We start from the raw sequence: 22,135 nt of genomic DNA on the forward strand, positions 1-22,135 counted from the left end.
TACTCCGCAAGATACGGGCGTAGAGATCCGGCTTCTCCGACGAGCCCGGTGATAGCAAGCCGGGAGCTCTGCTTGCCATTGAGACCCACACCTCCCCGCGCGATGACCACGCCACACCCGGCACAAACCCCAGCAAGAGTTAGCGCGCACAACCTCTTCCCACCTATGATGAAAGGGATCAACCACTTTCGACGGGAAGCACCATGAAAACCATGAGCGGGCTGGATGCCGCGTTTTTGCATATCGAGACCCCCGAGACGCCGATGCACATCGGCGCGCTGATCCTGCTGGAGAAGCCGGCGGGCCATCAGGGCAGCTTTCTGCCCGAAATCAAGCGCCTGCTGGCGCCGAGGCTCGCGCTGGAGCCCTTCTTCCGCGCGCGGCTGGCAACGATGCCGCTGGGCTTCGCCAACCCGGTGTGGGTCGACGATGGCCTGCCGGACCTGGGCTACCACATCCGCCATTTCTATCTGTCCAAACCGGGTACCCGCGCCCAGCTCGAAGAACGCGTTGCGGCGCTGCATGGCACCCTGCTCGACCGCAGCCGGCCCCTGTGGGAGCTGACGGTGATCGAGGGGTTGCAGGATGGCAGCGTGGCGCTCTATTTCAAGGTGCATCACGCAACGCTCGATGGCGCGGCGGGTATCGCGCTGGCGGCCTCGCTGTTCGACCGCAGCGCCACGCCGGCCGCTGTGCCGGCTAACTGGCGCGAGCTGGCCGAGCGCGGGGAGCAGACCGGGCTGGTGCCGCGCGTGCAGTCGGCGCTGAGCCAGACGGCTGGGCAGTATCTGAAGCTGGTGCGCCACCTGCCCGATGCGCTCGGTGTACTCGGTGGCGTGTTCGGCTCGCTGACCTCGAAGGGCGAGGATGGCATGCGCCAGAACCTCGGTTTCGGCCCGCGCACCGTGTTCAACGTGCCGATCAGCGGCACCCGCCACTGCGCGACAGCGTCGCTGCCGCTGAAATCGGTGGTGCAGCTGGCACAGTATTTCGAGGTGAGCTTCAACGATATCGTGCTTGCCATCTGCAGCGGTGCCTTGCGCCAGTATCTGCGCGACAACGACGGCATTCCGCGCAAGCCGCTGATCGCCACCGTACCGGTGTCCCTGCGTGGAGCCGGCGACACCAAGGCGACGATACAGGCGACCTTGACGCTGGTGAACCTCGCCACCCATATTGCCGACCCGCGCAAGCGCCTGCAGGCCATACATGGCGCGGCCTCGGCGGCGGTGTCGCTGACGCGCCGCGCCAAGTCGGTGATGCCGACCGATTTCCCGTCGCTCGGCATGCCGTGGTGGCTGGGCACGCTCGCCAAGCTCTATGGCGCCAGCAAGCTGGCATCCAAGATTCCGCCGATTGCGAATGTGGCTATTTCCAATGTCCCCGGCCCGCAGCAGCCGATGTATGTGGCGGGCGCCAAAATTACCGGCTACTGGCCACTGAGCCTCGTCGAGCATGGGCTCGGGCTCAACATCACGGTGATCAGCTATGCCGACGCGCTGCACGTCGGCCTGGTTGCCGCCGATGAAGCCGTGCCCGAGATCGCGCCGCTGGCCGATGCGATCGTCGCCGCATTCGACGAGCTGGTGCAACTCGTCCCCGTTTTGGCGCCGCCCGTCGCGCCGCGCAAGCGCCGCAGCAAGCCGACGGTCAAAGTCTCACCGACACCGCCTACACTGCAATTGAGCGCGGACACCCCGCCACCGCCGAGTGATCTGATGCATTGAACCCCCATGCTTGGCGCCCGCTGCGCCGGCCCGGCCGCTCAAGCATCACCGCGGCGGGCCGATAAACCGCTCATCGAGCGAGGCAGAACAAGGAGCCGCCATGCACGAACACTACTGGTACCACCTCGGCCTGCTGCGCCCACCGGGCATGCTGCGGCTGGCGCTGGAGCTGCGCGCCGGCTGGGAATACGGCGCGAGCCTGATGTCGATGCCGCTGCTGAGCCTCGCCCCCAAGGGGGACGGCCACCCGGTGCTGGTGTTCCCGGGCATGCTGGCGGGCGACTTCACCACGCGGCCGCTACGCCGCTACCTCAGGGATCGCGGCTACACGCCCTATAGCTGGGGGCTGGGCCCCAACCTCGGTCCGCGTGACGGCGTCATCGATGCCAGCCTGGCGCGGCTGCGCGAGGTCTACAACGAACACGGCCGCCCGGTCAGCCTGATCGGCTGGAGCCTGGGCGGCATCTACGCACGCGAGCTGGCCAAGGCGATGCCGGATGCGGTGCGTCAGGTCATCACCCTGGGTACGCCGTTCACCGGCCACCCCAAGGCCACCAACGCGTGGCGCATCTATGAGCTGATCACCGGCCATGAAGTCGGCTCGCCCGAACTGCACGAGCCACTGCGCACCGCCCCGCCGGTGCCGACGACCTCGATCTACAGCCGCAGCGACGGTGTGGTGGCATGGCAATGCAGCTTCGAGCAGGAAGGTGAGATGGTCGAAAACATCGAGGTCACCGCGAGCCACTTAGGCATCGGCCACAACCCGCTCACGCTGTACGCCGTGGCCGATCGCCTGGCCCAGCCGGAAGGCCAGTGGCGGCCGTTCGAGCGTTCGGGCATGCTGCGTTACCTCTACCCCGATCCAAACCGGCCGGCCAGCTATTGAAACGGATGACCCCACCTCACACACAACTGATACGCGCCAACGGCATCGAGCTGTGCTACGAGTCGTTCGGCCGCGCGGGCGACCCGGCCATCGTACTGATCATGGGCCTCGGCATGCAGCTGATTGCCTGGCCCGATGCCTTCTGCTACGCACTGGCCGCGCAGGGTTTCCGCGTGATCCGCTTCGACAACCGCGATGTCGGCCATTCGAGCAAGATCCACTGGGCGCGCCGCCCCAACATGGTGATGTCGATGATCGCGGCCTGGCTCGGCCTACCGGTGGCGGCGCCCTACCGGCTCAAGGACATGGCGGAAGACACCGCCGGTCTGCTCGATACGCTCGGCATCGCTGCGGCCCATGTCGTCGGCGCCTCGATGGGCGGCATGATCGCGCAGACACTGGCGGCACGCTACCCCGAGCGGGTGCTGAGCCTGACCTCGATCATGTCGTCGACCGGCAACCGCCGCGTCACGCTGGGCAAGCCGGCAGCACTGCGGGCGCTGCTGAGAAGGCCGAACAACCCCAATGACCCGGAGAGCCTGATCGAGCACCTGATCCATCTGTTCGGCGTGATCGGCAGCCCCGGCTTCAAGACCGACCAGGACGAGCTGCGGCAACGCATCCGCCTGGGCATTTCGCGCAGCCATCACCCGGCCGGACAATACCAGCAGCTGCTGGCGATACTCGCCTCAGGCGACAGGCGGCGCGAGGTGCGCACGATCACTGCCCCTACCCTCGTCATCCATGGCGCGGACGACCCGCTGGTGCCGGTGGCCGCCGGCCGCGACACGGCACGCTGCATTCGTGGCGCCCAGCTGCAGGTGATCAAGGGCATGGGGCACGATCTCGCACCGGGTGTGCAGGCGATCCTGCTAGCGGCCATCGGTGCTCATTGCAGGCAGGCCGGGCCACCGGGCTGAGCGAGTACATAAAAAAACAGGCACCGAGGTGCCTGTTTTCGTTTGGCCTGATACCGAATATCAGCAAGGCATTTCCGCGCCCTTGCGCGAGTAGAACCACCAGGTGATGACCATGCAGCTCACGTAGAAGGCGACGAAGCAGTACAGCGCCATGTCGGTCGAGCCGGTCATGTCGATCGAGGTGCCGAAGCTCTTCGGGATGAAGAAGCCACCGTAGGCACCGACAGCACCCGAGAAGCCCAGTACTGCAGCCGATTCCTTGCCTGCGTCGAGCAGTGCCTGCTTTTGCGCGGCCTCGCCCTTGCCCTTGGCATCGCGTTGACGCTCGGTCAGGAAGATGATCGGGATCATGCGGAAGGTCGAGCCGTTACCGATGCCAGTCAGCGCGAACAGCACGATGAACATCGCCAGGAAGCCCTGGAAGTCGCCACCCACGCCGCCGTGCGGCAGGTAGTGGAGCACGCCGAATACGGCAACCACCATGGCAGCGAACACCCACAGGGTAACGCGCGCGCCGCCGAGCTTGTCCGAAATCCAGCCACCGAGCGGACGCATCAGCGCACCAACCAAGGGGCCGAGGAAGGCATACTGAGTCGGGTTCACGCCCGGGAACTGCGACTTGGTCAGCATCGCGAGGCCAGCGGAGAAGCCGATGAAGGAGCCGAAGGTGCCGATGTAGAGCCAGCACATCAGCCAGTTGTGCTTGCGCTTGAAGATCACGGCCTGATCTGCGAACGAAGCCTTGGCATCGGCGATGTCATTCATGCCGAACCAAGCGGCGAGCGCCGACACGATGATGAACGGAACCCACAGGAAGCCGGCGTTCTGCAGCCAGATGTGCTTCTCGACACCATCCTTGACGAAGGTGGCGGGATCACCCGACAGCGCGCCGAACATCGCACCCGAGATCACGATCGGGGTCAGAAACTGCACCACCGATACGCCGAGGTTACCGATACCGGCGTTGAGGCCGGTGGCCAGACCCTTCTTCGCCTTGGGGAAGAAGAAGCTGATGTTGGACATCGACGAGCTGAAGTTGCCGCCGCCCAGGCCGCACAGCAGCGCCAGCGCCAGCAGTGTCGGGTAGGAAGTGGTCGGATCCTTCAGCGCCATGCCCATGCCGATGGCAGGGATCAGCAGCGTGGCGGTCGAGATGGCGGTCCACCTGCGGCCGCCGAAGATCGGCACGAGGAAGGAGTAGAAGATGCGCAGCGTCGCGCCGGACAGCGCCGGCAAGGCGGTGAGCCAGAACAGCTGGTTCTTGGTGAAGGTAAAGCCGGCCTTGTCGAGGTTGACCACGACCACGCTCCACAACATCCACACGCTGAACGCCAGCATCAGTGCCGGGATCGAAATCCACAGATTGCGATAGGCAACCCGCTCGCCTTCGCTTTGCCAGAAGCTGGTATTTTCCGGCTCCCAGCGGGTCAGTACATGGGTACTCATTTGCAGTGCTCCCGTTTGACAACAATGATTAGGTACGGGGCCGGATCTCCGCCCGGCCCGGAATTCAGGCCTTGGCCGTGCCCTGCAGGGCGTGCTTCACTTCCACCTCGCAGCTTTCCGGCTTGAAACTGTAGTGCATCCACACCAGGCTCACGCACGCCGTGCCGTAGAGCAGCATGAAGCAGCTGGTACGCACGCCGGTCAGGTCGACCAGTGCGCCGAACATGATCGGCAGGATGAAGCCACCCAGGCCGCCCGCGAGGCCAACGATGCCGGATACGGCGCCGATGTTCTGGCCGAAGTCATCCGAGATAAACTTGAACACCGATGCCTTGCCCACCGCCATGGCGATGCCGACGACAAACAGCACGCCGGTGAAGACAGTCGGGTTGAGACCAAGATTGAGGCTCATCGGGCCTTTGACGGTGGTCACCACCATCTGTGTTTGCGGATAGCTCAGGATGAAGAAGGCCACCCAGCACACCCACATCACCCACCACGTGGTCTTGTAGGCTCCATAGCGGTCGGAGAACCAGCCACCGAGCGCACGCAGCACGCCACCAGGCAGCGAGAAGCAGGCAGCCAGCAGCGCGGCGAGCTTCATGTCGAAACCGTATTCACCGACGTAGTACTTGGTCATCCACAGCGCGAGGCCGACGTAGCCGCCGAACACCACCGAGTAGTACTGGCAGTAGCGCCATACCCGTGGGTCCTTCAGCATCTTGAGCTGCGCACCGAAGCTCGCAGTGGAGCGCACGTTATGCGCCGGATTGGTGGACGAGAACACCCAGAACAGCAAGGCGGTGACCAGCATGATGATCGAGTACACCTTGGGCACCACGGTCCAGGTGCCGCCCGCGCCAGCGATCAGCGCCGGAGCCAGGAACTTGGTGACGGCCGAGCCGGAGTTGCCGGCGCCGAACACGCCCATGGCCAGCCCCTGGCGGTTCTTCGGGAACCAGCGCGCCACATACGGCGTGCCGACCGAGAATGAACCGCCCGCGAGGCCGACGAACAGGCCAAGCGTGAGGAAGTGCCAGTATGCGGTGGCGTACTGCATCATCCAGATTGGGATCACCGTCGACAGCATCAGCGAGAACAGCACGATGCGGCCGCCGAAGCGGTCGGTCCAGATGCCGAGCGGCACGCGCACGAGCGAACCGGTGAGCACCGGCATCGCCGTCAGCAGGCCGAACTCGGTTTCGTTCAGGCCCAGCTGCTTTTTGATCGGAATGCCGATGATGGCGAACATCATCCACACCATGAAACATACGGTAAACGCGGTAGTGCTGGAAATCAGCACTGACATTTGCTTACGACTCTCCTGAGCCATGATGGCTACCCCCCGTAAAACGCTTTTATCACGAGGACCATGCTATGCCCTTACTCGATGAGGGGATACTCGCCGGAGGGCGAAGTCTGGCAAGGCGAAAGGGCTAGGAGGCGGCCAGCCGGGCTAGCGGGGGGCTAGTCCGAAAGGAGTAGTCGCCTTCTCGAGGCCCAGCCCCGGCCAGCCACGATGAGCACGGCAGCTTGGCACAGCCAAGGCCCACGGCCGCGCCGGAATGCACACAGGCGGCCGGAAGGCCGCCTGTGCAGGGGGAGTGGAATTCGGCAAGGTGGCCACCGACGGCAATCGCCGGGCCAGGGGCAGTCAACCCGCTGCCGGCATGGCCTGCATGGCCGCCATGGCCGAGCGGTAGCGCCGCACCGGGTATAGCAGGTTCCAGCCCAGCCAGCCCTGCGACACGAGCAGCGCCAACCCGGCAACGTGCGCCAGCGGCGGCCAGGCTACGGCCAGCAGCAACAGGCACAGCGCCACGCCGTGCGCGATCACCTGGTTGCGCATCCAGCCGGCGGGAATCAGCTGCTTGACGTTGGGCACGGCATAGCGACGGCGGCTCGCCTGGGTCAGGTGCAGCCAGACCAGGAACGGTACGATCTTGTAGAGCATGCCGGTGATCACGCTGAGCGCAAAGCCGCCGATCAGCAGCACGCCCACCAGCAGCTCCTGCCCGCACCACCAGGCGGGCAACGCCGCCAGCAGCGACCCCCAGGCCAGCTGCCAGCAGCGCCGGGTGATGTCCGGCGGACGGCGGCTGCGGGCGATCTGCCGTAGGAACAATCCAGCCATGCCGGCCAGCCCCACGCTCGCCAGCGCCTGCAATAGCCAGACGGCGGGCCAGGCCAGCGCATGGCCGATGCTCAACAGCAGCAGAAACAGGCCGGCCGCGAGCCCCAGGCGCTGCTCGAACCAGCCGGGGAAACGGTCGGTACCGAGAAACATCGGCACGACCGACAGGCCGACCCCCGCCACCAGCAACACGCACCAGCCAATCAAGCCCCATGCTGCATGCAGGTTTGCCAAGGTCACCGACGGCAGCGGCACACCCCAGCCGAGCCAGGCCAGCAGGCTGAGCCCGAGCAGGACGGTGACGGCCAGACCGGTGAGCGCCCAGCGAATGGCGCGGCTGGTGCCGTCCGTGGTATCGGCCTGACGCAGGCCGTACGCGGTCGGCAACAGGAACAACAGCATCGCCGAGCCGAGCAGGAAGGCGGCCAGCCGCAGCCAGGGGCCGTCCATGACGAGAAAGCCCGTCACCAGCGAGAGGGTGCCGGCACTGAGCAGCAGGTGTACGATGCGGGCAAGCCGCAGCGGCTGCGGCAGGCTCACCCCCGCCACCACGGGCAACAACTGCCACAGCGCGCCGAACATGGCCTGTGTCATGAAGCCGAGCGTGAACAGGTGGGTAAGCGCGAGGGTCGCTGGGGTCCAGCGGCTCAACAGTAGGTCGGGGCCGAACCACAGCAGCATGAGGCCGGCGAGCCAGCCGAAGACCGGTGCAGTCAGCAGAAAGCGCAGCGGCGCAGCGATCGGCGGCGTCGCATCATAGGCAAGGCCATGCATGGCGCAAGGTCACGCAGGCCGGGAGATGGTAATCCGGAACAGGCCGTCCTCGGTGGGCTCGCACTGGTAGCAATAGCCCTCGTTGCGCAGCATGTCGTACAGCGGATAGGGCTGGCGGTGAATGCGCAGCACCAGCACATCGCCATCCGGCAAGGATTCCAGCGCGGCGATCGCCTGCTCCATTGGCTCAGGCGGCTCGAGCCAGGCGACGTCGAGATGGTGTTGCTGGCTCATGCCGCCACCTCGTTGCGCATCCGTTCCACCACATCGGCAGCGGCGGCGCCCAGATGATGTTCTGCCATCGGATAGAGCACGTTTTCCTCTTTCAGGTTGTGCTGCTGGATCAGGATCAGCAGCGTGTCGACGACACCGGCGACATCGTCGCCCGCCTTGCGCGCCGCCGCATCGAGCAACTCGTCGGCGAGCCGGCGCATGTCCTGATGTTCGCCGCGCATCACCACGGTCGGCCCCTGGGTGATGCCGGACGCCTGTTCAAACGCCGGGAACAACACGTCCTCTTCCATCTGCAGATGGTGGAACAGTGCCTCGTGGAACGCCGTGGCCTGCGCCTGGCATGTCGCCCAGTCCCCCGAGCTCATGGCCTGTTCGGCCTGAAACAATAATTCGTCGCAACGGCGATGGTCGTCGCCGAGAAAATTGGTGATGTCACTCATGGCCGGCTCCTAGTCTAGATTGAGCGCAGCTTAGCGTGCAGCACCCGCATGCTCCTTGACAGGCATCAAGCCTGCCCCATCGGGGCAAAATGGCAACCAGACCAAGCCGGCCAGACGCGTTGGCGACCTAGTTTCGCCGGCGGGCGGTCATCGCCGCGCCGATGCGATTCAGTGTTTGAGCGTCGAGCAGGCGTACGGCCTCGGGGAATACCTCGCGCTCCTCGCGCGCCGCATGGGCCTGGTAGGTCGCGGCGAACTGCTCGGCGTCGGCCAGCGCCGCTCCCCTGCCCTCGGCCACCGCAGCGAGCTCCGGCTCGATCCGTGTCCACAGGCCGTGCAGTTGCTGGTGCTCGGCTTCGAGCGCATCCAGCGTTGCCGTCAAGGCGCTGTCCCCTGCTTGCCGCAGGGCGGGAAACAGATCCTGCTCCTCGTCTTCATGGTGCTTGGGCGCGGCAATACGGAAATAGCGCAGGATGTTCTCCGCCGCGCGTTTCGCCTGATCGTCGCAGCCATGATCGGGCAGATAGGCGGCGAGCTTCCGCAGCGTGTCCGTGAAGGCACGCACGCGGCCATGGCAGGCAATCAGCATCTCGATCGGCTCGTCGAGCGAGGGAATGGCGGGGATCAGTGCATCGGCACTGCGACTGGTCGGCATCATGAGTCGCTCATCGGCAGGTTGAGCCCATGCTCGACCGCATACACGGCGGCCTGCACACGACTACTCAGGTTGAGTTTCTTGAGGATGTTCTGCACGTGAATCTTGACGGTGCTTTCCGCCACGTTGAGTTCGCGTGCAATTTCCTTGTTGCTGTCGCCGCGCGCCAGGCAGAGCAGGATTTCTCGCTCGCGCGGGGTGAGCTTCTCCTTCTCCTGCGGCTGTGCCGGCTGGCTCGACAGCGTGCGGAACTGCTGCATCAGCTTGGCGGTCATCGCCTCGGCCATCACCGCCTCGCCACGCGCGGCGCGCTGAATCGCGGAGATCAGGAAATCGGCATCGATATTCTTGAGCAGATAGCCGCGTGCGCCGGCCTGCAGCGCACGCGACAGGTCCTCGGCATCTTCCGACACGGTCAGCATGACGACCGCCGTGGACGGGGCATCCTGCAGGATCAGCTGTACTGCATCGAGGCCGGAGAGGCCGGGCATATTGAGGTCGAGCAGCACCACGTCCGGCTTCAGCGTGACGGCGCGCTTGACGCCCTCGACCCCGTCGGATGCCTCGCCGACGATCACGAATTCGGGCTGGCGCGAGAGCAAGGCCTTGATGCCGCTACGGAACAGGGTATGGTCGTCGACCAGCAGGATACGAATCGGTTTACTCATTGATGGGTTCTGTTCTTGTGGAATCGGAAATCGTTCAAGCAACCATACGCTGCTCGCGCGCCAGCCACAACCGCCAGCGCACGCCTTCGCCGAGGCTGGTGTCGAGCGACAGCTGGGCGCCGACACGTTGCGCCCGCTCGCGCATGATGCTGAGGCCGACGTGGGACTCGCCCTTGGCCTTGACCGCCTCCGGGTCGAAACCAATACCGTCGTCGAGAATCGTCAGCTCCAGGTCCTGCGCGTCGCGCAGCTTGACCATGACATGGCGGGCCTGGGCATGCTTGCGGATGTTCGACAGCGCCTCCTGCACGATGAACAAGAGTTGCAGCTGATGCTCGGGCGGCAGGGGCGCGCCCCGGCCGCGCTCCTCGAAGTGGGTGATCACGCCGGTCTGCCGCTGGAACTTGTCGAGCGTGATGCGGATGGCCTCGGGCAGGCTCTCCTGCCCGAGCTTGGCGCGGAAGTTGTGCAACAGCTCGCGCACGTCCTCGTAGCTTTCCTGAATACCGGCCCGGATCAGCGGCATGGTATCGCCAGCCAGCTCCCAGTCGTGCCGCTTGATCGAATCGTCGAGCAGCTGCGCCTGCAGGTTGAGGAAGGTCAGCCCTTGGGCGATGCTGTCATGCAGGCCCTGCGCCATCAGGTTGCGCTCCTGCGAGACGGCCAGCTCACGCTCCTTGGCGGCGAGGCGGCGGTTGTCGAGCGCGGTACCAAGATGGTGGCCGAGCGTATCGAGCAGTTGCATCTCCTGCCCATCGAAGCGGCGCGGCTCGATGAAATACAGGTTGAACACGCCCGGCGAGCCGTGGCTGCTGTGGATCTGGAATACCGACACGGTCTTGAAGCCCTCTTCGCGGCAATTGTGCGAGAACGGCAGCTGCACCGCCTTGCGCAGGTCATGCACGACCGACATCCCGGTCTTGGCCGCTTCGCCGCACAGGCATTCGCCCTCCTTCAGGCAGTGCTCCTGGTCCGCCATCTGTTTCGATACGCCGCGATGCACCACCATGTGCAGGCTGTTGTTGCCTGGATCCGTCGCCCTGACGGTGCCGCCCTGCGCACCGAACATCGACACCACGCGGTCGACGAAGCCCTCGCACAGGACCTCCACCGTCGACGGCTGCGACAGGAAGGTGGTCATGTCGTACAGGCAGGCCAGCTCGCGGTTCTTCTGTTCGACCGACTGGGTCTTCTGTTCGACACGCTTTTCCAGCGTGTCATAGAGGTCTTCGAGCCGCGCCGCCATCTGGTTGAAGCCGGCGGTCAACAGGCCGAACTCGTCACGGCTCTCGATATCGAGCCGCACGCCGAAGTCGCCGCCGGCCATCTTGCTGATGCCCTCCTGCAACAGGTTGACCGGGCGGATGATGATCAGGAACAGCAGATAGATCACGCAGACCGTACCGGCCACGCCGAGCCCGCCGAGCACCAGCTGCGACATACGCAGGAGCGTGGTGCGGCGCGAGTTTTCGATCTCGATCAGCAGCACCTCGTTGTCGATGGTCTGCACGAAGGCTTCGGCCGCCACGCGCAGGGCCGGGATGTCCGCCGCGTGGCCACTGGACGGCAAGGCCGGGCGCAGGCGCACAATCCAGTCGTCACGGGCTTCGGCCAGCTTGCGCTGGATGATCTCGGACTTGGGGACGAACAGCGGGCGCGCCGGATCGCCACGCTGCAGCGTACCGAAGATGCGATCCATGTCACGCGTGGTGGTGGCGATGTCCTGCAGAATATCGGGACGATCGGCGACATTGAGCTCATGCCGCACCGACAGGTTGACGAGACGATAGGCGCGCATGCGCAAGCTGCCGGCGTCGTTGATCGCCGCCGCGCCGCCCTCGAGCTGCCACGACAGCCACAGCGTGAGGCCGATGGCGGTCAACGCTACGGTCAGGAAGGTCAGCAACAGGCCGACGATCTTGAACGTCAGCCGCTGCCGGACCGGTAGAATGTCCGACAAGGTCATGTTTATCTCCAGCACGCCTGTCCCGGCGTGTCTTGATGACTTCAAAATACCGCCGCCGTGCGGCCTGCGCTTATTCGAAGGCGCGCAACCGCTCGACGTCGTGCACGGTCACGTCGCGGCCATCGACCGTGATCAGCCCCTCGTGCGAGAGCTGGGCGAACACGCGCGACAGGGTCTCGGGCGTAAGATTGAGGCGCGAGGCGATGACGTTCTTGGTCGCCGGCAGTGATACGACGAAGGACGCAGCGTGCTCGTCATTGCCTTCCTGCAGCAGATAGCCGATCACGCGCTGGGCGGCCGAGCGCAGGCTGTACGATTCCACATCGTGCACCAGCTCGTGCAGGCGTGTCGAGAGCCCGGCCAGCATGCGCCGCGCGAAGGTGGCATCGGTCTCGATGGCATTGAAGATGGCGTTCTTGTTCACGTGCAGGATCAGGCTGTCGACCAGCGTCTGCGCGTACACCGGCATCGGCCGTTCGAGAAACATCACGGCCTCGCCGAAGCTCTGGCCGGGGCCGAATATCTGCAGCACCTTCTCGGCGCCCGACGGCGACGGGAAGGCCAGTTTGACCTGACCGAACACGATCACCCACAGCCCGGTGGAAGGGTCACCCTTCTGGAACAGCACCTCGCCCCGGTCGGCGCGGATTTCGCGCACCGATTGGCCAAGTTCGTCGATCTCGGCGGGAGACAGGGCCTTGAATAGGGGCAGGTTGGCGAGTACGCCATGTAAATCGAGTTTGGCTCTGGACATGGTCGGGCCGGGCAGTGTTGAGGCAATCGACAGTATAACGCGCACGCGCCCCTCTGCGCAGCCCGCCGCATGCCTGAGGTCAATTCGGTCAAACGGAGTATGGACGAGGCCGCACGCCCAGCAGGGGCACCAGCCGGGGCTGCCCCGGCAACGGCGTCGCGCGCGCCCTGGCTATTCGCGGAACTCGAACTGCTCGAAACGCTCCGCCAGTTGCGCGAGCACGGCAGGCGACGGGCGGAACGGCGGCTGCGTGAGCGCCCTGTCCTGCACCGGTCGGTAGGCCTGCAGCGCGTAACGGCGTGTACCGAACTCGACCAACTTGTCCGCCAGCGCCAACAGCGATGCGTCGTCGAACAGGCCGGGTTCGAGCGTGGTGCGGCATTCGAAGGCGACGCCGGACGCCGCCAGATGACGCAGGCTTTCCCAGGCGGGCTGGGCCGACCCGCGAATGCGCGTCACCGCCTCGTAGTCTTCGGGCAAGGCCTTGATGTCGAGCCCCACCCAGTCGAGATCGGGCAGCACGTCAGCCAGGCGCGCCGGGTAGATGCCGGCCGTGTGCAGGCCGACGGCGAAGCCGGCTTCACGCGCCTCGCGGATCGCCGCGCCCAGCGCCGGATCGATGGTTGGCTCGCCCCCCGAGAAGACAATGCCGTCGAGCAGGCCGCGCCGCGTTTCGAGCCAGTCGCGCAGCGCGGGCCAGCCCGGGCCATCGGCCTGATCGCGCGGCTGCAGGTGCGGGTTGTGGCAATAGCCGCAGCGCCAAGGGCAGCCTTGCACGAACACCACGCACGCCAGCCGGCCCGGCCAGTCTACCGTGGAGAAACGTGCCAGGCCGCCGATGCGCAGCCGCTCAGCCGAGCTGGCAGCGTGATTCACGGAAATAGGTCCGCTCGCCGAACTCGCCCTGCTTGCCGATATTGAACGACGATACCGGGCGGTGATAGCCCATCACGCGCGTCCATACCTCGCAACGCTGGCGCTCGTGCGGCTCCAGTTGCACGGTGGCTTGGTGTTGATCCTGATAGTTCATGGCAGTCTCCTGTTGTAGGTCGCAGCACCTTGCTGCGGTTGAAAATCAGCCCGCGGCCTGGCGCTTGCGGGTCAGAGCCTCGGCATCGCAGGCCGGGCAGAACTCGTGCTCGCCGGCGAGGTAACCGTGCTTCGGGCAGATCGAGAAAGTCGGCGTAACCGTGATGTAAGGCAGGCGGAAGCGCGACAGCGAGCGCTTGACGAGCTGCTTGCAGGCCTCTGCCGACGAGATGCGCTCGTTCATGTAGAGGTGCAGCACCGTGCCGCCGGTATACTTGCGCTGCAGCTCGTCCTGGCGTTCGAGCGCCTCGAACGGGTCGTCGGTGAAGCCGACCGGCAGCTGGCTCGAATTGGTGTAATACGGCTTGTCGCGCGTGCCGGCCTGCAGGATGCCGGCGTAGCGCTTGCGGTCTTCCTTGGCAAAGCGGTAGGTGGTGCCTTCCGCCGGCGTCGCTTCGAGGTTGTAGAGATGCCCCGTCTCCTCTTGGAATACGACGATGCGGCTGCGGATATGGTCGAGCAGGCGGCAGGCAAAGGCGTGACCCCACTCGGTGCTGATGTCGTGCTCGTCGTCGGTGAAGTTACGGATCATCTCATTGATGCCGTTCACGCCCAGCGTGCTGAAGTGGTTGCGCAGCGTGCCGAGGTAGCGCTTGGTGTACGGAAACAGGCCGTTGTCGATGTGGCGCTGGATCACCTTGCGCTTGAGCTCGAGCGACTGCTTGCCGAGTTCGAGCAACTCGTCGATGCGCCGCAGTGCGCCCTCTTCATCGCCCTTGTGGACATGGCCGATGCGCGCGCAGTTGATCGTCACCACGCCCAGGCTGCCAGTCTGTTCGGCCGAGCCGAACAGGCCGTTGCCGCGCTTCAGCAGCTCGCGCAGATCGAGCTGCAGGCGGCAGCACATCGAGCGGATCATGTTCGGCTTGAGCTCGGAGTTGAGGAAGTTCTGGAAATACGGCAGGCCGTACTTGGCGGTCATGTCGAACAGCAGCTCGGCGTTCTCGCTTTCCCAGGCAAAATCCTCGGTGATGTTGTAGGTCGGGATCGGGAAGGTGAACGCGCGGCCCTTGGCGTCGCCCGCCATCATCACCTCGATGTAGGCGCGGTTGATCATGTCCATCTCGGCCTGCAGCTCGCCATAGGTGAACGGCATCTCCACGCCGCCGACATAGGGCACCTGCTCGCGCAGATCTTCCGGGCACACCCAGTCGAAGGTCAGGTTGGTGAACGGCGTTTGCGTGCCCCAGCGGCTTGGCACGTTGAGGTTGTAAATCAGTTCCTGGATGCCCTGCTTGACGTCGGCGTAGCTCAGATTGTCCTTGCGGATGAACGGCGCCATATAGGTATCGAAGGAGCTGAACGCCTGCGCGCCGGCCCACTCGTTCTGCAGCGTGCCGAGGAAGTTGACGATCTGCCCCACGGCGCTCGACAGGTGCTTCGGCGGCGATGCCTCGACCTTGCCCGGCACGCCGTTGAGGCCCTCGTGCAGCAGGGTGCGCAGGCTCCAGCCGGCACAATAGCCCGACAGCATGTCGAGATCGTGGATATGGATATCGGCCTCGCGATGGGCCTCGCCCACGGCCGGCGGGTAGACGTGCGACAGCCAGTAGTTGGCGACGACCTTGCCCGATACATTGAGGATCAGCCCGCCCAGGCTGTAGCCCTGGTTTGCATTGGCGTTGACGCGCCAGTCCTGCTGCTCGAGGTATTCGTTGATCGAGCTGGCGACGTCGACAACCGTCTTCTTGTCGGCGCGCAGCTTGGCATGCTGTTCGCGGTAGACGATGTAGGCACGCGCGGTGCGGATATGGCCGGCGGCGAACAAGGTCTGCTCGACCGCGTCCTGAATATTCTCGATGGTCGGCACATTCCGGCCATAGCGATCGATCAGCGTCTTCACCACCTGGTTGGTCAGCCGCTCGGCTTCCGCCACACCGAATTCGGCGCTCGCGTTGCTCGCCTGGACCAGTGCATTGCGAATCTTGCCGGCATCGAAAGTTACCTGCTGCCCATCCCGCTTGATCACTGCGCGCGGTAAAGTCAGTACCTCGTTCATCCCACCCTCCAATCACTATATATAGTTGGTGAGCGGAGATTAGACATCGATATGTAGCAATTCAACCCCCCTGACATATCGCTTTTCGATTGCTTGAGGCAGGTCAAGAAAACCAGTGGAATCGGTTGGAGCGGTCAACTATGGCTTGTCTTTTGCGATGCCAAAATCTGCCCTAGATCAAGGATCGACCCGCGCGCGACAGCTACCATCGGCCGCAAAGCGAGGCATAGCCTCTTGACTGGGCGCTTCCGCAAGCCGCCGCTGGCGGCCAAGCTGGAGCCACGCTGATATTGCCAACGCTGGGCACCACGCCCCGCCCCTCCCGGGAACCCTATGCAAAAGACACACACTCCTGCGGCCCGCCGCCTGCAGCTGGTCGCACCGGCCGGCAGCCTGGCCGCGCTGCGCGTCGCGCTCAAGAATGGCGCCGACGCGGTCTATCTCGGCCTCAAGAACGCCACCAACGCACGCAATTTTGCCGGGCTCAATTTCACCGAACGCGATATCCAGGAAGGCGTCGAGACGGCCCACTCGATGGGACGCAAGGTGCTGTTCGCGATCAACACCTACCCGCAGGCAGGCAAGACCTCGGAATGGCGCCAGGCCATCGATGCCGCCGTGCGGCTGAAGGCCGATGCGGTGATCCTGGCCGACCCGGGGCTACTCGCGTACGCGCGCGACCGCCACCCGACGCTGGGCCTGCACCTGTCGGTGCAAAGCTCGGCGACCAATGTCGAGGCAATCGAGCTGATGCGCGAGCAGTTCGGCATCCGCCGCGTAGTGCTGCCGCGCGTGCTGACGCTCAAGGAAATCGAGCGGCTGATCCGCCAGACCACGGTCGAAATCGAGGTATTCGGCTTCGGCAGCTTGTGCGTGATGGCCGAAGGCCGCTGCCTGCTGTCGTCCTACGCCACCGGCGATTCGCCCAACAACCGCGGCGTGTGCTCGCCGGCCCATGCCGTGCGCTGGCAGGAACACGGCGACACGCTCGAAGCGCGGCTCAACGGCGTGCTCATCGACGCCTATGGCAAGGGTGAGCCGGCCGGCTACCCCACCCTGTGCAAGGGCCGCTTCAGCGTCGAGAACGAGATCGACTATGTGCTCGAAGAGCCGACCAGCCTCAACGCCGTGAGCCTGCTGCCGCAGCTGCAGCAGATGGGCGTGTCGGCGATCAAGGTGGAAGGCCGCCAGCGCAGCCCGACCTATGTCGGCCAGGTAGTAGCCGCATTGCGCGCCGCCATCGACTCGGCACATGCCGACCCGGCGCGCTTCTCGCCCAAGCCCGACTGGATGGCGGCACTCGCACGCCATGCCGAGGGTGCCCAAGTCACGCAAGGCGCTTACGAAAGGCCCTGGAAATGAAAAACGAACCATTGCCACCCATGGCCTACCGCATCTCGCTCGGGCCGCTGCTGTATTACTGGCAGAAAACCGAGATGCTGAATTTCTACGCCAGCGTCGCCACCTCCAGCGTCGACATCGTCTACCTCGGTGAGACCGTGTGCAGCCGCCGCCACGAGATGCGCCCGGCGGACTGGCTGGGCCTGGCGCAGGATCTGGCCGCTGCTGGCAAGGAAGTGGTGCTGTCCACCCAGACGCTGATCGAATCCGAATCCGACGTGATCGCGCTGCGCCGCCTGTGCGCCCAGAACGATTTCAAGATCGAGGCCAACGAGCTCGGCGCGGTGCGCCTGCTGGCCAACCGTGTGCCGTTTGTAGCCGGCCCCTTCCTCAACACCTATCATGCCGATTCCGCGCGCTGGCTCGCCGGCCTCGGCGCCACGCGCATCGTGCCGCCGCTGGAGATGTCGCGCGACAACCTTGCCGCCCTGCTTGCCGAGAAACCCGCCGGGCTGGAGACCGAGGTGCTGGTGTGGGGGCGCATGCCGCTCGCCTTCTCGGCGCGCTGCTTCACCGCCCGCCATCTACGCCTCAACAAGGATGACTGCGGCTTCCGCTGCATCGACTACCCGGACGGACTGGTGATGAACACGCGCGAGAACGAGCCCTTTCTCGTGCTCAACGGCATCCAGACGCAATCGGCCACCTGTCTCGACCTCACCGACCAGGTGGCCGAGCTGCATCGCCTGGGCGTCGACGTATTGCGCGTCAACCCGCACTCGCAGGGCACGCTCGATGTCGTCGAGGCACTCGCCACCGCACGCGACGGCCACACCCAGCCCGAAGCCGGCCGCTACGCGCCGCCTGGCGCGGCCCCCAGCAACGGCTACTGGCGTGGCGAAGCGGGCATGGCCTGGCAGGAGGAGCAGCACGCATGAAGCTACCTGATTTCCGCCTGCCCTCGCCGATCGCGAGCCTTGGCCGCAAGCTGCCGGCCGCCGCCCACACCCTGCCGCTGCTCGGCATGCTCGATATCGCGCGCCGCCGTGGCTGGCTCACCGCACCGCCGGCGCTCGAAGGCCGGCAGTTCCGCCTGGTGATCGACGATCTCGGCGTCACCGCCCGTTTTCGCTGCGTCAACGGCCGCTTCAAGTCCACCCCACGCGCCAGCGCGGACCAGGATGACCTGACGCTGTCGGCCGATGCCGTCGACTACCTGCGCCTGACGCTGGGGCTCGAAGATGCCGACACGCTGTTCTTCCGTCGTCGCCTCAAGATTGAAGGCGACACCGAGCTCGGGCTCGAGGTGAAATACTGGCTGGACGCCGCCGAGCGGCCCGCTTGGCTGGCAAAGATGGCACGCCATTTCGAGGAGCAGGCGACGTGAAAGACAGCGACCGGCCATTGGTTTACTCCTGCTCGGGCTGCTCGAGCGTGGCCCAGCTTGCCAACCAGTGTGCCGTTCGGCTCGATCGCGAAAATCTTGCCGAAATGTCGTGCATCAGCGGGGTGGGCGGCGGCGTGCCGGCCCTCACCCGGCTCGCGCGCTCCGGGCGCCCCATCCTGGCCCTCGACGGCTGTGCGCTGGCCTGCGTCAAGGCCTGCCTCGCCCAGGCTGGCGTCGCCCCCGACACGCATCTAGTATTGAATCAGCTCGGCGCGCGCAAGCGCTACCACGCCGACTGTGGCGACGACGAAGCCGCCACGGTATGGCTGACGGTGCGCGAGGCAGTGCAGGAGCTGAGCGACGAACCACTCCTGCGCGACGACTGAACGGCCGCGCAACCCGGCCAGCAGGCGCTGCCAACAAGCGTCGCGGGCACATGCGCAGGAAGGCCGGCATCTCCGCCAGGCCGCGCCCGTGCGGAAAAGCGGCCCAGGGTGTCGCCCGCGCAGCAGGCCTGTCGAGCCACCCACGCTGACAACAGGGGGATCACAATGACTGCGGAGCTGCCACACCAGCACGCCACGCCCAGCACTTTCACCTACGTGGTCAACGACCACATGCTGGTCGCCAAGCGTATCGGCATCGACACCTACACCCAGCCCGTGGTGTATCTGCGTGCCGATTCGCATATCTGCCGCTCGGAGGGCTTCGCCTCGCAATCCGGGGTGCTGGTCGAATGCCGGGGGCGCACCGCGATCGCGACGCTCAATGTGATCACCGGCACCGATCTGGTCGAGACCGACGAGGCCGGATTGTCCGAGGCGGCCTGGCGCCTGCTGCAGCCCAACGACGGCGAATGCGTGCGGCTCGCACATGCGCCGATGGTGGAATCGCTGAGCTATGTCAGGGCCAAGGTCTACGGCCAGCATCTCAGCGGCGAGCAGATGCGTACCATCATCCACGACGTGGTATCCGGGCGTTACTCCGATCTGCAGCTATCGGCCTTCGTCACCGCTTGTGCCGGCAATCGCATGTCGTTCTCCGAAACCGTCGACCTGACCCGCGCCATGGTCGAAGTCGGTGACCGCCTGAGCTGGGGCCAGCCCTTCGTCGCGGACAAGCACTGCGTCGGCGGGTTGCCGGGCAACCGCACCACGCCGATCGTGGTCGCCGTCGTCACCGCCAACGGTATCCTGATGCCCAAGACCTCGTCGCGGGCGATTACCTCGCCGGCAGGCACCGCCGACGTGATCGAGACCCTGGCTCCGGTCGACCTCGACGTACGGGCCATGCGCCGCGTGGTCGAGCGCGAGGGCGGCTGCATGATCTGGGGTGGCGCGGTGCGGCTGAGCCCGGCCGATGACATCCTGATCCGGGTGGAGCGGCCGCTCGATCTCGATAGCGAAGGCCAGGTGGTCGCCTCCATCCTGTCGAAAAAGGTATCCGCCGGCTCGACCCATGTGCTGATCGACATCCCGGTCGGCCCCACGGCCAAGGTGCGCAGCAACGATGCCGCCACCCAGCTGGCCAAGCGCCTGATACGCGTCGGCAACGAGGTCGGCCTGCATGTCCACATCAAATACACCGACGGCGGCCAGCCGGTCGGGCGCGGCATCGGCCCGGCGCTCGAAGCACGCGACGTGCTGGCGGTGTTGCAAGGCAGCGCCAACGCGCCGGCCGACCTGCGCGAACGCGCACTGTTGCTGGCCGGCGAGCTGCTCGAACTGGCCGGCCGCGCGCCGCATGGCCAAGGGCTGGAGCTCGCCCGCAGCACGCTCGACAGCGGCCAGGCCTGGCGCAAATTCCAGGCGATCTGCGAGGCTCAGGGCGGCCTGCGCACCCCTGGGGTAGCGCGTTACGTGTACATGGTCACGTCGCTGCACAGCGGCCGTGTCGTGCGCATCGACAACCGCCAGCTGGCCCGCGTCGCCAAGCTGGCCGGAGCACCGAATGCACCGGCCGCCGGCATCGAGTTTCTCGCCCCGCTCGGCAGCTGGATCGAGCGCGGCCAGCCGCTGTTCGCCATCCATGCCGAGGCGCCGGGCGAGCTCACCTACGCACGCGCCTATCTCGAGGCTCACCCGGACATCGTCACCTTCGAAGACACGCCGAGCGGAGAAGCCCCGTGAAGCCGCTGATCCTGCCGCTATTCGGCCATGACGCGCTGGCAGCCAGTATCGCCAGCGGCCTCGATGCGGAAATGGGGAGCGTGTCGCTGCGGCACTTTCCCGATGGCGAGAGCCATGTGCGCCTCGACAGCAATGTCGTGCAGCGCGAGGTGATCGCCGTCGCCAACCTGCACGATCCCGACGCCAAGCTGGCACCGCTGCTGTTCGCGGCAGATGCGGCGAGAGAGCTCGGCGCCAACCGCGTCGGGCTGATCGCCCCTTACCTGCCCTATATGCGCCAGGACACGCGCTTCGCGCCGGGTGAAGCAATCAGCTCGCGCAGCTTTGCCAGGGTGTTGTCCGGCACGGTCGACTGGCTGTTGACTATCGACCCCCACCTGCACCGCTTCAACGCCCTCGACGAGCTCTACACCCGGCCCAATCGCGTGGTGCACGCCGCACCGCTGCTGTCGGCGTGGATCGCCGCCAACGTGGCGTCCCCGCTGCTGATCGGCCCCGATGCCGAGAGCCGCCAATGGGTCGCGGAAGTCGCGGCGGGTGCGGGCGCCCCCTTCCTCGTCCTCGACAAGGTGCGGCACGGCGACCGCGATGTCGCCGTCAGCGTGCCCGAGGTGGCGCAATGGCGCGGCCATACCCCGGTACTGGTCGACGACATCATCTCGACCGGCCGCACGATGATCGAGACCATCGACCACCTGCGCGCCGCCGGCATGAAGGCGCCGGTGTGTCTCGGGGTGCACGCGGTATTTGCCGGCGATGCCCATGCCGCGCTGATGGCCGCAGGTGCCGCGGCGGTGCTGAGTTGCAACAGCATTCCGCATGCGTCGAACCGGCTGGACGTGAGTGCGAGCCTGGTCCAGGCAGCCCGGGCCATGCTTGCGTGATGGTTCCCGCATAGCCCGCCGCGGCGAGCCTGCAGGTCTAGCAGGAAAACGCCGCCGTGCACCACAGCAGGCTCACTTGAGGGCCGGCCGCAGCGACTCGCCAAGCCCCTGCAGCGGCCCGAGCGGGTTGAGCTGGTCCTCGCGCCGGTGGATCAACGGCGTGCCGCCGCTGTCCTTGTATACCACCGTGCCGTCGACGAGCACGACGAGGCCGACGAAATGCCAGCCGCTGACGTCGACATAGCGCTTGAAGCCAAGGAAATCAGCCCAGAAATTGCCGACACGCTGCCGATCCTCGTGCAGGATGTCGATGCGATAGGCCACGCAGCGCAGCTTGGCCGCCAGGCAATCGCGGATGCCATCGTCCAGCTGGCCGCTGCCCTCACCGCCCGGGGCATAGCGGGCCAGCACGTCGGCGTAGCCGAGTACGGCGATATTGGGGGCGGCCTCGGGGTGCAGGCCGAGCGTGCGTAGGTCGCCGTCGCGCGTCTCGTAGGGCTTGATCGTGGCGAACTGGGCCGTCAACTGCTCGAACGAATGCGAGCGGCTTTCCGGCAGCGTTTCTGCCGAGGGCAGCAGGCTGCCGCAAGCGCACAGTTGCGCAGTGGCCAGCATGGCGAAGATCCGTCGCATCGGGGCAGCCCTTGTTCGATCCGTCCACTTTCAGCTTAGTGCTTATCCCGGTCGCCCCCAAGCTCG

Annotated in this window: 22 protein-coding genes; 9 read left to right on the forward strand and 13 right to left on the reverse strand. The window is 65.7% G+C overall.

The genetic code is table 11. The features are described from left to right. Window positions 1-203: 203 nt before the first annotated feature. The 3 genes from ABWL39_RS18385 to ABWL39_RS18395 all read left to right on the forward strand — a co-directional run bounded on the left by ABWL39_RS18385 (window position 204) and on the right by ABWL39_RS18395 (window position 3,536). Window positions 204-1,727 carry a wax ester/triacylglycerol synthase family O-acyltransferase gene (locus ABWL39_RS18385; protein ID WP_367794799.1) on the forward strand — a complete coding sequence of 508 codons (1,524 nt, stop codon included), beginning with the start codon at window positions 204-206 and terminating at the stop codon, window positions 1,725-1,727. Between the two features lie 100 nt (window positions 1,728-1,827). Then, on the forward strand, window positions 1,828-2,616 hold the full coding sequence (locus ABWL39_RS18390) for an esterase/lipase family protein (protein ID WP_367794802.1): 789 nt from the start codon (window positions 1,828-1,830) through the stop codon (window positions 2,614-2,616). Window positions 2,617-2,621: 5 nt separating this feature from the next. Continuing rightward, a complete protein-coding gene (locus ABWL39_RS18395; RefSeq protein ID WP_367794805.1) occupies window positions 2,622-3,536 on the forward strand; it encodes an alpha/beta fold hydrolase in 915 nt (304 codons plus the stop codon). A gap of 60 nt (window positions 3,537-3,596) precedes the next feature. Here the strand turns inward: ABWL39_RS18395 and ABWL39_RS18400 are convergent, their stop codons facing one another. The 12 genes from ABWL39_RS18400 to ABWL39_RS18455 all read right to left on the reverse strand — a co-directional run bounded on the left by ABWL39_RS18400 (window position 3,597) and on the right by ABWL39_RS18455 (window position 15,695). Continuing rightward, a complete protein-coding gene (locus ABWL39_RS18400; RefSeq protein WP_367794808.1) occupies window positions 3,597-4,982 on the reverse strand; it encodes a NarK family nitrate/nitrite MFS transporter in 1,386 nt (461 codons plus the stop codon). Between the two features lie 64 nt (window positions 4,983-5,046). Beyond that, a complete protein-coding gene (locus ABWL39_RS18405; protein ID WP_367794811.1) occupies window positions 5,047-6,291 on the reverse strand; it encodes a nitrate/nitrite transporter in 1,245 nt (414 codons plus the stop codon). 345 nt (window positions 6,292-6,636) lie between these two features. Then, window positions 6,637-7,890, reverse strand: a complete 1,254-nt coding sequence (locus tag ABWL39_RS18410) for a hypothetical protein (RefSeq protein ID WP_367794814.1) — start codon at window positions 7,888-7,890, stop codon at window positions 6,637-6,639. A gap of 9 nt (window positions 7,891-7,899) precedes the next feature. Further along, complete coding sequence (locus tag ABWL39_RS18415; RefSeq protein WP_367794817.1) at window positions 7,900-8,124, reverse strand: DUF2249 domain-containing protein; 225 nt, start codon at window positions 8,122-8,124, stop codon at window positions 7,900-7,902. Then, entirely contained in the window at window positions 8,121-8,564 is a 444-nt protein-coding gene (locus ABWL39_RS18420) for a hemerythrin domain-containing protein (protein WP_367794820.1), read from the reverse strand. Before ABWL39_RS18420 ends, ABWL39_RS18415 begins: the two co-directional genes overlap by 4 nt. A gap of 127 nt (window positions 8,565-8,691) precedes the next feature. Continuing rightward, window positions 8,692-9,222, reverse strand: a complete 531-nt coding sequence (locus ABWL39_RS18425; protein ID WP_367794823.1) for a hemerythrin domain-containing protein — start codon at window positions 9,220-9,222, stop codon at window positions 8,692-8,694. Further along, window positions 9,219-9,887 (reverse strand): response regulator, encoded by a 669-nt coding sequence (locus ABWL39_RS18430; protein ID WP_367794826.1) that lies wholly within the window; start codon window positions 9,885-9,887, stop codon window positions 9,219-9,221. Before ABWL39_RS18430 ends, ABWL39_RS18425 begins: the two co-directional genes overlap by 4 nt. 34 nt (window positions 9,888-9,921) lie before the next feature. Next, entirely contained in the window at window positions 9,922-11,853 is a 1,932-nt protein-coding gene (locus ABWL39_RS18435; RefSeq protein WP_367794829.1) for a type IV pili methyl-accepting chemotaxis transducer N-terminal domain-containing protein, read from the reverse strand. A 70-nt stretch (window positions 11,854-11,923) separates the two neighbouring features. Further along, window positions 11,924-12,607: a Crp/Fnr family transcriptional regulator gene (locus ABWL39_RS18440; protein WP_367794832.1), complete on the reverse strand. Its 684-nt coding sequence runs from the start codon at window positions 12,605-12,607 to the stop codon at window positions 11,924-11,926. 171 nt (window positions 12,608-12,778) lie between these two features. Continuing rightward, window positions 12,779-13,483, reverse strand: coding sequence for an anaerobic ribonucleoside-triphosphate reductase activating protein (locus tag ABWL39_RS18445; RefSeq protein ID WP_367794834.1), 705 nt, complete (start codon window positions 13,481-13,483; stop codon window positions 12,779-12,781). Beyond that, window positions 13,458-13,637, reverse strand: a complete 180-nt coding sequence (nrdD, locus tag ABWL39_RS18450) for an anaerobic ribonucleoside-triphosphate reductase (protein WP_367794837.1) — start codon at window positions 13,635-13,637, stop codon at window positions 13,458-13,460. Before nrdD ends, ABWL39_RS18445 begins: the two co-directional genes overlap by 26 nt. 45 nt (window positions 13,638-13,682) lie before the next feature. Further along, on the reverse strand, window positions 13,683-15,695 hold the full coding sequence (locus ABWL39_RS18455; RefSeq protein ID WP_367794840.1) for a ribonucleoside triphosphate reductase: 2,013 nt from the start codon (window positions 15,693-15,695) through the stop codon (window positions 13,683-13,685). A 333-nt stretch (window positions 15,696-16,028) separates the two neighbouring features. On the opposite strand from ABWL39_RS18455, the gene ABWL39_RS18460 reads away from it, so the two are divergent. From ABWL39_RS18460 to ABWL39_RS18485, 6 genes are all read left to right on the forward strand, one after another. Next, window positions 16,029-17,057 (forward strand): peptidase U32 family protein, encoded by a 1,029-nt coding sequence (locus tag ABWL39_RS18460; protein ID WP_367794843.1) that lies wholly within the window; start codon window positions 16,029-16,031, stop codon window positions 17,055-17,057. Between the two features lie 20 nt (window positions 17,058-17,077). After that, window positions 17,078-17,974 (forward strand): U32 family peptidase, encoded by an 897-nt coding sequence (locus ABWL39_RS18465; RefSeq protein WP_367794973.1) that lies wholly within the window; start codon window positions 17,078-17,080, stop codon window positions 17,972-17,974. Continuing rightward, entirely contained in the window at window positions 17,971-18,423 is a 453-nt protein-coding gene (locus ABWL39_RS18470) for an SCP2 domain-containing protein (protein ID WP_367794846.1), read from the forward strand. Before ABWL39_RS18465 ends, ABWL39_RS18470 begins: the two co-directional genes overlap by 4 nt. After that, complete coding sequence (locus tag ABWL39_RS18475; protein ID WP_367794849.1) at window positions 18,420-18,809, forward strand: putative zinc-binding protein; 390 nt, start codon at window positions 18,420-18,422, stop codon at window positions 18,807-18,809. Before ABWL39_RS18470 ends, ABWL39_RS18475 begins: the two co-directional genes overlap by 4 nt. A 231-nt stretch (window positions 18,810-19,040) precedes the next feature. Continuing rightward, entirely contained in the window at window positions 19,041-20,552 is a 1,512-nt protein-coding gene (locus tag ABWL39_RS18480; protein ID WP_367794977.1) for a thymidine phosphorylase family protein, read from the forward strand. Further along, complete coding sequence (locus ABWL39_RS18485; RefSeq protein WP_367794853.1) at window positions 20,549-21,436, forward strand: ribose-phosphate pyrophosphokinase; 888 nt, start codon at window positions 20,549-20,551, stop codon at window positions 21,434-21,436. Before ABWL39_RS18480 ends, ABWL39_RS18485 begins: the two co-directional genes overlap by 4 nt. 72 nt (window positions 21,437-21,508) lie before the next feature. Here the strand turns inward: ABWL39_RS18485 and ABWL39_RS18490 are convergent, their stop codons facing one another. Next, on the reverse strand, window positions 21,509-22,051 hold the full coding sequence (locus tag ABWL39_RS18490) for a hypothetical protein (protein WP_367794856.1): 543 nt from the start codon (window positions 22,049-22,051) through the stop codon (window positions 21,509-21,511). Window positions 22,052-22,135 lie beyond the last annotated feature (84 nt).

The organism is Chitinivorax sp. PXF-14, assembly GCF_040812015.1.
In the GTDB taxonomy this organism is placed as follows: domain Bacteria; phylum Pseudomonadota; class Gammaproteobacteria; order Burkholderiales; family SCOH01; genus JBFNXJ01.

Bases quoted from the DNA above. Each gene is read 5' to 3' on its own strand.
- ABWL39_RS18385 (WP_367794799.1), top strand. From the start codon at position 204: ATGAAAACCATGAGCGGGCTGGATGCCGCGTTTTTGCATATCGAGACC.
- ABWL39_RS18390 (WP_367794802.1), top strand. From the start codon at position 1,828: ATGCACGAACACTACTGGTACCACCTCGGCCTGCTGCGCCCACCGGGC.
- ABWL39_RS18395 (WP_367794805.1), top strand. From the start codon at position 2,622: ATGACCCCACCTCACACACAACTGATACGCGCCAACGGCATCGAGCTG.
- ABWL39_RS18400 (WP_367794808.1), bottom strand. From the start codon at position 4,982: ATGAGTACCCATGTACTGACCCGCTGGGAGCCGGAAAATACCAGCTTC.
- ABWL39_RS18405 (WP_367794811.1), bottom strand. From the start codon at position 6,291: ATGTCAGTGCTGATTTCCAGCACTACCGCGTTTACCGTATGTTTCATG.
- ABWL39_RS18410 (WP_367794814.1), bottom strand. From the start codon at position 7,890: ATGCATGGCCTTGCCTATGATGCGACGCCGCCGATCGCTGCGCCGCTG.
- ABWL39_RS18415 (WP_367794817.1), bottom strand. From the start codon at position 8,124: ATGAGCCAGCAACACCATCTCGACGTCGCCTGGCTCGAGCCGCCTGAG.
- ABWL39_RS18420 (WP_367794820.1), bottom strand. From the start codon at position 8,564: ATGAGTGACATCACCAATTTTCTCGGCGACGACCATCGCCGTTGCGAC.
- ABWL39_RS18425 (WP_367794823.1), bottom strand. From the start codon at position 9,222: ATGATGCCGACCAGTCGCAGTGCCGATGCACTGATCCCCGCCATTCCC.
- ABWL39_RS18430 (WP_367794826.1), bottom strand. From the start codon at position 9,887: ATGAGTAAACCGATTCGTATCCTGCTGGTCGACGACCATACCCTGTTC.
- ABWL39_RS18435 (WP_367794829.1), bottom strand. From the start codon at position 11,853: ATGACCTTGTCGGACATTCTACCGGTCCGGCAGCGGCTGACGTTCAAG.
- ABWL39_RS18440 (WP_367794832.1), bottom strand. From the start codon at position 12,607: ATGTCCAGAGCCAAACTCGATTTACATGGCGTACTCGCCAACCTGCCC.
- nrdD (WP_367794837.1), bottom strand. From the start codon at position 13,637: ATGAACTATCAGGATCAACACCAAGCCACCGTGCAACTGGAGCCGCAC.
- ABWL39_RS18455 (WP_367794840.1), bottom strand. From the start codon at position 15,695: ATGAACGAGGTACTGACTTTACCGCGCGCAGTGATCAAGCGGGATGGG.
- ABWL39_RS18460 (WP_367794843.1), top strand. From the start codon at position 16,029: ATGCAAAAGACACACACTCCTGCGGCCCGCCGCCTGCAGCTGGTCGCA.
- ABWL39_RS18465 (WP_367794973.1), top strand. From the start codon at position 17,078: ATGGCCTACCGCATCTCGCTCGGGCCGCTGCTGTATTACTGGCAGAAA.
- ABWL39_RS18470 (WP_367794846.1), top strand. From the start codon at position 17,971: ATGAAGCTACCTGATTTCCGCCTGCCCTCGCCGATCGCGAGCCTTGGC.
- ABWL39_RS18480 (WP_367794977.1), top strand. From the start codon at position 19,041: ATGCTGGTCGCCAAGCGTATCGGCATCGACACCTACACCCAGCCCGTG.
- ABWL39_RS18490 (WP_367794856.1), bottom strand. From the start codon at position 22,051: ATGCTGGCCACTGCGCAACTGTGCGCTTGCGGCAGCCTGCTGCCCTCG.